This is a genomic window from Sodalinema sp. (assembly GCF_046483825.1).
Classification (GTDB): Bacteria; Cyanobacteriota; Cyanobacteriia; order Cyanobacteriales; family Geitlerinemataceae; genus Sodalinema.
In genome coordinates, this window is sequence record NZ_JAWOCL010000284.1 from 1 (window position 1) to 11,046 (window position 11,046).

The window sequence follows — 11,046 nt, forward strand, 5'->3', positions numbered from 1 at the left end:
CTCATATCCTCGCCAGGGTCACCGACGGGAGTTAAGTCAGCGCCATCCGCATCGTCACCACCGTCAAGGAAGCCGCTGGGAGTGTAAATCGGCTCTAGGATGAAGGTTTGGGCCAAGTCTTCGAGTTGCTCTTGTTTGTGGCGTTCTTCTTTGACGCGACCGGTGAGCCAAGAAGCGAAGTTGGATAAAAACATGACGGTAGATGCTCCTAGAGCAAGGGGTGAAACTGATGACGTTCGAGAGATGTCACCACTCTACTGCAATTTTTTTCCGCTGTTTTTAAAGCTGCGATGAAGCACTTGCCAAAATGACCGATTTTTAAAAAAGGCCATTTTAATCTGTCGGTTTATCTCGGCGAGTTTTACGGAGATCCTCGATTATTGTCACATAAGTTTACATTTTGAGCTTTTTTGAGGGGAGGTTTCTCCGACCGTCCAAGCTCTAAAATTAAGGCCGTGCCGGGGGTTGCCCGGATCACTCGACCCAACTCCGTAAAACTTCATCAAAACTTCACAAAAACTTTATCAAAATCATCCGGATGGGGGTTGGCAGATGAGTTAGGGTCACAAACTGGGGTCGACAACACTACCTAAAAACAGCAGTAGTCCTGTCTCGTTGTCGCGGATGGCGAAGACGAAGGGCCGATCGCCGACGATAGAAAACGCCGCCGATCGCGTCCCCCCAATCCCAGTCACCGCCGCCGCTTCAGTCCCCGCCTCCGTCACCTCCAGATAGAGTTGTTGTCGCATGACGGTCACCCAAAACGCCGCATTTGTTAATCCCGAAAAGTCGGCCCCAGGTGCAAAAATTTCCGTCAACCCTAACGCTTGCATACTTTCACGCAAATTCACCTCAGTTGAAAGATGAAATTTAGGTAAAACTACTGTAGCCCCCGCCTCATTCCACTCAAACCGACGTAGCCAATCCCGCCAATTCTCCGCCGTCAGTTGCTCATAAAACGCCTCTAACGACACATCTTCCTGAGGAATAAACACATACATTCCGAATCGTTCACTCTCCCCATAGGGCAACTCAATAGCACGAAAAAGACTGTTTTGATAACCCCGAACCAGTGGCAACTGTTGCTGCATCATCGGCACATAGACCTGAGAGTCATCTTGTCGTGTAAACGGTCGTATCTCCGTATTTTCACTGGGAAAGGAACTCGTCCAATCCCCCGAAAAATAAAGCGCATTTAACACCACCGCCACCGTCGTTTCATTAAGATCTTGAGTCGATAAAATCTCAGCAATGCGTCCTTGAGTCTGTTGAGAAATCCAACGATGAATCTGGCCTAACGCCTGAGATGGCTCACTGAAATCCACCGCCTGCATCTGCGCCTGATAGTACCGCTGACGGGAGTCGACAAACTCAGACGAGAGAGACCCCTCCCCCCCACTCCAAATCGAATTGGCGATCGCCAACTCCACATCCCCCGACAACTCCCCCAAACTGTCCAAAATCTGCTCATAAGAGCCGTCCAACCCCTCAACCGACTCCGCCCCCAACCAGCGAGCCATAGCCTCCTCCGTCGCCCCCTCAGCGCCCCCATAGAGCATCCCTAGGGCGATCGACAAACTCAACGGCGACAACAACAAATTCTCATTCCCCTGAGTTTGCCGTAATTGTTGAAACACCGCGAACCCTAACTCCATCTGAGCCTCCATCTGAGCCTCCATCTGAGCCTCCCGAAACTCAGACTCCGATCGCGGCGACTGGGCCATCGCCACCCGAGACCAACCCAACATCGGCAACGAACCCGACAGCGGTATCGTTAACGCCGTCACAAGGGGAAGTAGCCTTCCCAGAAGCCGTCCAAAACCGTGGTGATGAATCATTATTGAGCCAAACGCGAAGATAAGCGATCACAGGTATTCCGTCGCACCCGTTTACCGTGACTACCCTAGGGTTCAGCGATCGCAGCGAAGATTCCGGGCAGTCACCGCCTTTCCTACCGTAACTTGCCCTACCCAGAACTCGCCAAACTCACCCCAAACAAATCCCCCAGCCAACGACCTGCATCAGTCGTCAACTGGGGGAAATTAAGAGATCAAGGTTGATATCGATATCGCAGCTTCAGGGAATCCCTAGCCGATAATACCGGCCTCACGGGCCGCCGCGTCATCATCCGGGTCAATACCGAGGCGAGTTAAGTTAATGCGATTCTTGTTGTCAATATCGCGTACCTTAACCACCACTTCATCACCCACCGACAACTCATCTTCGACCTTGCCAATGCGATAATCCGCAACTTGCGAGATATGCACCATCCCTTCCTTTCCGGGTGCAATTTCGACAAAGGCACCAATGGGGATAATCCGGGTGACACGACCGAGGAAGACCTCGCCGGTTTGAATCTTGCGCGTCATCCCTTGAATAATGGCGCGAGCGCGCATGGCCTTCTCACCATCAAGACCCGAAATCGTCACCGTACCATCATTGTCGATGTCGATTTTACAGCCCGTTTCTTCCGTAATCCCCTTAATGGTTTTCCCACCAGGGCCAATCACCAAACCAATCAGGTCAGGATCAATCTTGAGGCTATACAGACGAGGCGCAAAGGGAGACAACTCAGGATTCGGCTGGTCAATGGCCTCAAGCATCTTGCTGAGGATATGCAGCCGAGCCGGAAGAGCCTGTTTGACCGCATCGGCCACAACCTTCACCGGAAGTCCCGTGATTTTCATGTCCATCTGCAAGGCCGTAATCCCCGTATCGGTTCCAGCGACCTTAAAGTCCATATCCCCCAGGAAGTCTTCAATTCCTTGAATATCCGTGAGAATGCGAACTTCGTCTCCTTCCTTAATCAGTCCCATAGCCGCACCGCTGACCGGCTTACTGAGGGGAACCCCAGCGTGCATCAGCGAGAGGGTCGAGCCACAGACCGATCCCATCGAGGTCGAGCCATTGGAGGACAAGACCTCAGAGACGACGCGAATCACGTAGGGGAAACTTTCTTTCGGCGGTAACACCGGAATCAAAGCGCGTTCGGCTAAGGCCCCGTGACCAATTTCCCGACGACCGGGCGATCGCATCGGCCGCGTTTCGCCCACAGAATAGGGGGGAAAATTGTAATGGTGCAGATAGCGTTTCTGCTCCTGAGGATGCAGGTCATCGAGTTCCTGAGCATCTCCTGGGGAGCCTAAAGTGGCCAACGACAACACCTGAGTCAAGCCTCGGTTAAACAAGGCACTTCCGTGAACCCGGCGAGGAACCAAACCCACCTGACAGGAAATGGGACGCACCTCATCGAGTTTACGGCCATCAACCCGGACCTTGTCCTCAACAATCTGAGCGCGCATTAACTGCTTCGTGACGCCCTTAAACACCTTACCGAGAGACTTGGCATCGTCCGTCACCGCCAGGCGTAGCGGGTCATCTTCGGGGAGTTGCTCAATTTTCTGCGCAATTTCCGCCTTGACCTCATCGAGGGCCTCATCGCGGCTGCTCTTGGTATTCTCAAAATTACTGAGAACCTTCTTCACCGGTTCCTCAGCGGCCTCGCGGATGTAGATTTCCAACTTGTCATCGACCACCGGCGGCTCTTCTTCGACTAACTCAACACCCAAGTCCTTCATCAAGGCTTCCTGGTGACGAATTAGCTCTAAGGCCCCTTCATAGCCAAAATCGATGGCTTCGATAATGTCTTGTTCCGGGAGCTGATTGGCCCCGGCTTCCACCATGACCACACCATTATGAGTTCCCGCCACCACGAGATCGAGGTCTCCGAGGCGAATCTCTTCAAAGGAGGGGTTGAGAATGAAATCATCTCCCACCAAGCCGACACGAACCGCCGCCATCGGACCCTTAAAAGGAATCTTGGCTAACATCGTGGCCATGGAGGCTCCCGTGACGGCCAAAACATCCGGGGGAACCAACTCATCCATCGATAAGGTGGTAGCAACAATCTGAATATCGTCCCGTAACCATTGTGGGAACAGGGGACGCATGGGACGGTCAATTAGACGACAGGTTAGCGTCACTTTCTCGGGGGGACGACCCTCCCGACGCAAGAACCCACCGGGAATTTTTCCCCCGGCGTAGAGCCGTTCTTCGTAATCAACGAGTAGGGGCAAGAAGTCAATGCCTTCTCGACCCGTTGAACGGGTTGCGGTGACGAGAACCGAGGTATCGCCCAACTCGATGACGACGGAGCCTCCGGCTTGTGGAGCGAGGGTTCCAACCTTGAGTCTAATATCCCGTCCATCAAAGGATATTGACTTTTCCATTGCTTTCATGCAGCACTCTAATATTAGTTCTTCTTCTTCTTCTGGGGATCATCGTTGGTTGAGGAGACCATCCGCCCGAAAAACTCACGGGTAGCGAGTCCTAACCTCCGATTCACCCAATCATCTGTGATCATCGTGATACCTGCCACAACTTGACGAAAGCCAAGGTCTGAGCGTCTCAACTCTCATTCGGTTGCTAGTCCGAACTACGCCACGCCTTAGCGCCCAAATGCTGGGGTTAGCCGTCGAGAGAACTCATGTCTGTCACCGATTTCGGTGACTTGGGGCGGGTGATGACCAGGATTGCACTTGGGAAATCCATGCCGTTCCCAGTATACCTCAGTAATCTGGAAGTGCCAGGGTTTCTTTATCCTGGGGTCTGATCGCCCAGTCCGCCGCCGGGACCTTTGGAACTCCCCAAGGGGCGATCGCGTCGGCTGTTGCTAGATAATAAAACTGTTCACTGTTAACCCATTTCGTTCAGGGAAACCCAGTCAAACCATGAGTAACGCCGCCCCTCTATCCGGTTCAGCTACCGTCGTGATGGTGGTCGATGGACAACCCATTACCATCGCCCTTGATGGCAATAATGCCCCCATCACGGCGGGAAACTTTGCCGATTTGGTCTCCCGCCGCTTCTATGACGACATCACCTTTCACCGGGTGGTTGACGATTTTGTGGCCCAAGCCGGAGATCCCAAGAGTCGTGATCCTAATTTTCCCACCAATCGCTTAGGCCGGGAAGGATTCACCGATCCCGCTACCGGGGAAACTCGCACCATTCCCCTAGAAATCAAACCCGAGGGGGCCGCCGAACCGGTGATTGGAACCCTCTTTCGTGATGCGGGGATTACGGTTCCGCCAGTGTTACGCAACAATCGCGGCACCATTGCTATGGCCCGTTCCCAAGATCCCAACTCCGCCTCGTCTCAGTTTTACTTCAATCTGGACAATTCCAATTTCCTCGATGGCAATTATGCCGTGTTTGGCAACATTACCGATGGCTTGTCGGTGATGGACGGTATTGATGAGGGCGATCGCATTCAGGCGGCCCGCTTCGTCGAGGGGATTCTTCCTTCGCGCCAATCGGCGTTTATGGAAGTCAACTTTCTCAACTTCTTTTTCAACCGCCTCGAACGAGCGAGTCTACCCCTAGGGTTCCAAGTTTTGGGTGATGGCGATGATGTCCTAACTCTGACTCCCGAACTCAGTCAAGCCAATCCTTCTGGCTTTGTTGGCTTAGGGGGCAATGATACCTTTATCGGTTCTGCCATTGACGATGTGCTTTATGGCAACCAGGGCAACGATACCCTCACCGGGGAAGCCGGTAATAACCTAATTCGCGGTGGCCAGGGCGAGGATATCCTCAATGGTGGCATCGGCAACGATATTCTGCATGGTAATTTAGGCAACGATACCCTCACCGCTGGCGGTGGTAATAATGTGCTGCGAGGGGGTCAAGGGAATGATGTTCTCATCGGGGGTGCTGGCATTGATGTGTTAATCGGCGATCGCGACCAGGATACCCTCACTGGCGGCCCCGGACCCGATCAGTTTGTCCTCCGAGGTAACACTAACATCGGTCGTGGCGATCCGAATCTCGCTGATGTGGTTACCGACTTTAACCCCGCCGAGGGCGATCGCATTGTCTTGGCGGCCGAGACCAACCCCGCCACCGTGCGCTTCCTGCCGACGGGGTCTGACGTGCTGATTCAACTAGAAAATAACGATTTCCAAGGCCGCATCCTCAACAGTACCCCAGAAGCCGTCCAGGCTGCCGCTATGGTTGTTCCTTCGGGGGATATGGGCCTACTGATTGGTTAGGGGCAAAGGCGGGGTCGGCGATGACCTCGATGCGATCGCGATCGCCAAAGCGAGGACTGGGATAACTCGTCGTCAGCGATCGCGGTTGTCCCACCGTCCCCCATTGCGCCTGGAGATCACGCAAAAACTGATCTTGTTGACGGCGGAACGGTAGCGTATAGGCATCGCCCCCATTGAGAAGGGCAAACCAGACCAACCCGCGATCGCGGGTCGGCACAGCCCCCACCAGGGCGCTCACATTCCAGAGCGTCCCCGTTTTCACCGTCGCTCCTTTCGGCATGGCCCGCTCGTCCATCGTTCCCCCATCTTGACCAAACACCGGCAACACATCGGCCAGAGTTAACCCTCCCCCCGCCAAACGCCGGTGAATCCCCGACAACAGAGCCACCGCCGCTCGGGGCGAGATGCGGTTCTCCTGGCCCAATCCTGACCCATTCACTAACTCGATTTCCGCCTCGGGAACCCCCGCCAACCGGGCTGCTCGTCGGGCCACCTCAGCCCCCCCGCCGAGTTCCTCGGCCAACGCATCGGCAATCACATTGTTGCTATAGACGTTCATGACTTTCAACACCGAGATCAGCGGTAGGGAATGCTGGCGCAACAGCGGAATACGTCGGCTGGGGGGTTCTGTTAGAGGTTGAGCGGGGCTGTCTTCTGAGATGTCCTCGGTTCCCTCCCCGAGAACGCGAATATCGCCCCGAATCTCAAGTTGAGGTTTCGGGGTTCCCGCCGCCAATCTCCCATAGGCTCGTTCGATGGGGGGAGTCCAACGGCGAGCATCAAAACTGTCGATAAATCCCTCACCCACTTCGTTAGCATCTTGCTCAAAATTCAACCAGGGCTGATCTTCGAGAATCAGATCTCCGGCGACGGCCTCAATCCCCAACTCTTGTAGGACTACCGCTACGGCGATCGCTTCGGACCAAACCCAGAGCATATCCCCGCCGCCGCGAATCAGTAAATCCCCCTGCAACACCCCATCCACCAGGGGGCCAGTGGCACTAATCTCTGTCAGCCAGCGTCGTTGCCAATCCCAGGTTTGCAAGGCCACCAGCGTGGTGGCTGTTTTCGTGACTGATGCCGCCGAACGAGGAATTGTACCTTGGTGACCTGCCAGTTTCTCGGGTCCAACTTGCAGCCAAATTCCCTGACGTTGGCGAGAGATCCCCTGGCCGTCTAAATCCGTCAGATAGCGATCGACGAGAAACTCTGCCTCTTCATCCCCATCCATCTCTAGCACCAGTCCGGGGGCATCAAAGAGGGGAATACTGACCTGAGACTCAGGCGGAATCAGGCCCATCGCGTCTAACCAGAGGGCTAAAGCCCCCGAACTCAGTAAACTCAACATAAGAATAGGGAACAGGGAATAGGGAACAGGGAATAGGGAATAGGGAACAGGGAACAGGGAACAGGGAACAGGGGAGAAGAAGGCAATAGGCAAGAGAAGGGAACAGGGAATAGGGAACAGGGAATGGGGAAGAAGAAAACAAGAGGTAATCTTCGATTTCTATATCTGGCTGTCTGGGGAGGTCAACTCTCAACTCCCAACTCTCAACGCTCAACTGGCAACTGTCAACCCACTCTCAAGCCTGAACTGCCCTTGCATTTAGCCTTTTTCTTGTCTCGGGTGGCTTGGCGGGGAGATGTCGTCTGGTAGAATTTGGAAGGCTTATACAAGATTCGATCGATGGCATTGAACAGGGCAAGGATTGCAGTGGACGCGATGGGCGGCGACTATGCCCCGGATGAGATTGTGGCCGGGGCATTGCGGGCGCAGGATGAATTAGGGGTAGAGGTGCTGCTTGTCGGCGATCCGGCAGCCCTTGAAGCGTCGTTACAACGGCAAGAGCGCAATCCTGAGGAGGTTCAGATCATCGCCTCCGAGGGAGCGGTGGAAATGCACGAGGAGGCGTTGACGGGGATTAAACGCAAACCCAAGGCCTCGATTAACGTGGCGATGAATTTGGTGAAACAGGGCCAGGCTGATGGCGTGGTCTCGGCGGGACATTCAGGGGCGTCGATGGCGGCGGCCTTGTTACGGTTAGGGCGTTTGTCCGGGATTGATCGCCCCGCCATTGGTGCTGTGTTCCCGACGATGAATCCCGATAAGTCGGTGTTAATTCTGGATGTGGGGGCGATCGTAGATTGTCGTCCTAAGTTCTTGGAACAGTTTGCTCTGTTAGGCACGATTTATAGTCAGTATGTCCTGGGGCGGGATGAGCCTCGGGTGGGACTGCTCAATATCGGCGAAGAAGCCTGTAAGGGCAATGATTTAGCCGTGCGAACCTATGAGTTATTGCAGAAGAATCCCCGGATTCCCTTTGTGGGCAATGCTGAAGGACGAGATGTGTTGTCCGGGGAGTTTGATGTCATTGTCTGTGATGGCTTTGTGGGCAATGTTCTCCTTAAGTTTGCTGAAGCCGTCGGCAATATCCTGTTGCAACTCTGTCAGGATGAGTTATTACAGGGTCTCGATGAACGGGATTTAGTTCATGTGATGCCCAATCTCAAGCGCCTCAAGCAACGGATTGATTATGTTGAACATGGTGGCGGTTTGCTGCTGGGGGTGGCCGGGGTTTGTGTGATTGGCCATGGAAGTTCTCACGCCATGACGATTTTTAATGCGGTGCGTTTGGCGAAAGAGGCGGTGGATAACCGGGTGATTGAACGCATTCAGGAGAAGCATTTGGTGGAACAATAGCGCCATGCTGCCCCCCAACTCCCCAATCGGGTGAGCGACGCGGCTAGAAGGCTAATAGAAGACGGATAATCCGGCAAAACTTATGACAATTTTGGGACTTGAATTAACCGGCTGTGGTGGGGTGGCGCCCGAGACGGTTTTGGACAATGAGACATTGATGCAGGTGGTGGATACCTCTGATGAGTGGATTCGCTCCCGTACGGGCATTGGTGAACGTCATCTGGCCAATCCCTCCCAGTCGTTGGGAGAGTTGGCGGCGGCGGCTGGCCGTCAGGCTCTGTCCATGGCAGGATTAGAGCCGTCTGAGTTGGATTTGTTGGTGTTGGCCACCTCCACGGCTGATGATTTGTTTGGAACGGCCAGTTGGGTGCAACATCAGTTGAATGCTCCCCAGGCGGTGGCGTTTGATTTGACGGCGGCCTGTTCGGGGTTTTTGTTTTCGATGGTGACGGCGGCCCAGTTTCTGCGGACGGGGGTCTATCGCAATGTGTTGGTGATTGGGGCTGATGTGTTATCCCGTTGGGTGGATTGGCACGATCGCCGCACTTGTGTTCTCTTCGGTGATGGGGCCGGGGCGCTGGTGATGCAACGGCGGGAGTCGGGCGATCGCCTGTTGGGGTTCGAGATGCGATCGGATGGCTCTCAAAATAACTGTCTGACTCTGGCTTATCAGCCTCAGGAGCAATCGATTACCCCGGAGATTTCCGTGTCTCAGGGGGGCTATGGCTCCATCGCGATGAATGGCCCGGAAGTCTATAAGTTTGCCGTCAAGAAGGTCCCTGAAGCGGTGGAAAAAGCCCTGTTTCGCTCCGGGTTGACCACGCAGGATGTGGATTGGTTACTGCTTCATCAGGCCAATCAACGGATTCTCGATGCGGTGGCGAAGCGGCTCAAGATTCCCGCTGAAAAAGTCTTGACAAATTTAGCGAATTATGGTAACACGTCGGCGGCTTCGATTCCCTTGGCCTTGAACGAGGCGGTGCGATCGCAGCAAATCCAGCCCGGAGACACCATCGCCGCCTCCGGATTTGGGGCGGGGTTAACCTGGGGGTCAGCGGTGTTCCGTTGGGGACGCTTTGAGACCTAACATTTGAGGCGTAACATAAGTTACCGTTGATACCAAAACAGAAATTATGAAAACCGCTTGGGTGTTTCCCGGACAAGGATCGCAGACCGTGGGAATGGGGGTTGACTTAGCCGCCATCCCTGAAGCTGCGGCGAGATTTCAGCAGGCTGAGACCATTTTGGGGTGGTCAGTGGTGCAAACCTGCGAAACCGGGGAAAATCTCTCGGAAACGCGCTATACCCAACCTTGTCTCTATACCGTGGAATGCGCCTTGGTGGATCTGTTGCGCGATCGCCGAGTCGCCGAACCCCAGGTTGTCGCCGGTCATAGTTTAGGGGAATATGTCGCCCTCTACGCCGCCGGAGTCTTGGACTTTGAAACCGGGTTAAACCTCGTCAAACGTCGTGGCGAATTGATGAGTCAGGCCAGCGAGGGCCAGATGGCGGCCTTAATGAAATTCGATCGCGACCAACTCGAAGCGGCGATCGCCCAAACTGAGGGAGTGGTTCTGGCGAACGACAACAGTCCTCTCCAGGTGGTGATTTCAGGAACCGAGGCGGCGATCGCGCAAGTTCTCTCCCAGGTGAAAGTTCGTCGCAGCGTTCCCCTCGATGTTTCCGGGGCCTTCCACTCACCGCTGATGGAACCGGCCGCCGCTGAGTTCCAAACCCTTCTCGAACCCATCGATTTTAACGCCGCGACGATTCCCGTTCTCTCGAATGTCGATCCCAGCCCAGAAACCGCCGCCGCTACGCTGAAAACTCGCCTACAGCAACAAATGACCGGTTCTGTACGTTGGCGAGAAATTGTCCTGAGTTTACCGGAGTTGGGCATTGAACAGGTGCTAGAAGTCGGACCGGGGAAAGTCTTATCTGGGTTAGTGGGGCGCACCGTCAAAGGGTTAAACTGTCTCAATGTGGGAACTGTAGCCGAGTTAGATACCCTAGCCGAACCCTCGGCGTAATCCCCGTTGTTCAACGTCGTATCAACAAGGAAACCCACCCCAGATCTTCCCAGGAAAGAGGTGGGTTATCCGATGTTCTTTTCCTCTCCCCTCTTGCCTCTTGCCTCTTGCCTCTTGCCTCTTGCCTTCCCCCCCTGTTCCCTGTTCCCTGTTCCCTGTTCCCTTCTCTTGCCTCTTGCCTCTTGCCTCTTGCCTTCTCCCCTTCCCCCCTTCCCCCATGATCCAAAACCGCGAACCTGGCTACAACTTAGCGTTATATCAC

Annotated in this window: 8 protein-coding genes; 4 read left to right on the plus strand and 4 right to left on the minus strand. The window is 54.5% G+C overall.

Features of this window, described 5'->3' with window-relative positions; genetic code table 11:
- The 3 genes from R6U67_RS18120 to R6U67_RS18130 form a co-directional block, all read right to left on the minus strand.
- The coding region (locus tag R6U67_RS18120) for a hypothetical protein (protein ID WP_410253843.1) at positions 1-194 on the minus strand (194 nt) is incomplete at its 3' end.
- Positions 195-563: 369 nt separating this feature from the next.
- On the minus strand, positions 564-1,838 hold the full coding sequence (locus R6U67_RS18125; RefSeq protein WP_410253844.1) for a serpin family protein: 1,275 nt from the start codon (positions 1,836-1,838) through the stop codon (positions 564-566).
- Positions 1,839-2,087: 249 nt separating this feature from the next.
- Complete coding sequence (locus R6U67_RS18130; RefSeq protein WP_410253845.1) at positions 2,088-4,238, minus strand: polyribonucleotide nucleotidyltransferase; 2,151 nt, start codon at positions 4,236-4,238, stop codon at positions 2,088-2,090.
- Between the two features lie 492 nt (positions 4,239-4,730).
- Between R6U67_RS18130 and R6U67_RS18135 the strand changes: the two genes are divergently transcribed.
- Positions 4,731-6,053: a peptidylprolyl isomerase gene (locus tag R6U67_RS18135; RefSeq protein ID WP_410253846.1), complete on the plus strand. Its 1,323-nt coding sequence runs from the start codon at positions 4,731-4,733 to the stop codon at positions 6,051-6,053.
- Here the strand turns inward: R6U67_RS18135 and R6U67_RS18140 are convergent.
- Positions 6,010-7,401: a D-alanyl-D-alanine carboxypeptidase gene (locus R6U67_RS18140; RefSeq protein ID WP_410253847.1), complete on the minus strand. Its 1,392-nt coding sequence runs from the start codon at positions 7,399-7,401 to the stop codon at positions 6,010-6,012. The genes R6U67_RS18135 and R6U67_RS18140 overlap by 44 nt on opposite strands.
- Before the next feature lie 339 nt (positions 7,402-7,740).
- Between R6U67_RS18140 and plsX the strand changes: the two genes are divergently transcribed.
- The 3 genes from plsX (at position 7,741) to fabD (ending at position 10,784) form a co-directional block, all read left to right on the plus strand.
- On the plus strand, positions 7,741-8,754 hold the full coding sequence (gene plsX, locus R6U67_RS18145; RefSeq protein WP_410253848.1) for a phosphate acyltransferase PlsX: 1,014 nt from the start codon (positions 7,741-7,743) through the stop codon (positions 8,752-8,754).
- Between the two features lie 82 nt (positions 8,755-8,836).
- Positions 8,837-9,841: a beta-ketoacyl-ACP synthase III gene (locus R6U67_RS18150; RefSeq protein WP_410253849.1), complete on the plus strand. Its 1,005-nt coding sequence runs from the start codon at positions 8,837-8,839 to the stop codon at positions 9,839-9,841.
- Positions 9,842-9,887: 46 nt separating this feature from the next.
- On the plus strand, positions 9,888-10,784 hold the full coding sequence (gene fabD, locus R6U67_RS18155; protein ID WP_410253850.1) for an ACP S-malonyltransferase: 897 nt from the start codon (positions 9,888-9,890) through the stop codon (positions 10,782-10,784).
- The last annotated feature ends 262 nt before the right edge of the window (positions 10,785-11,046 follow it).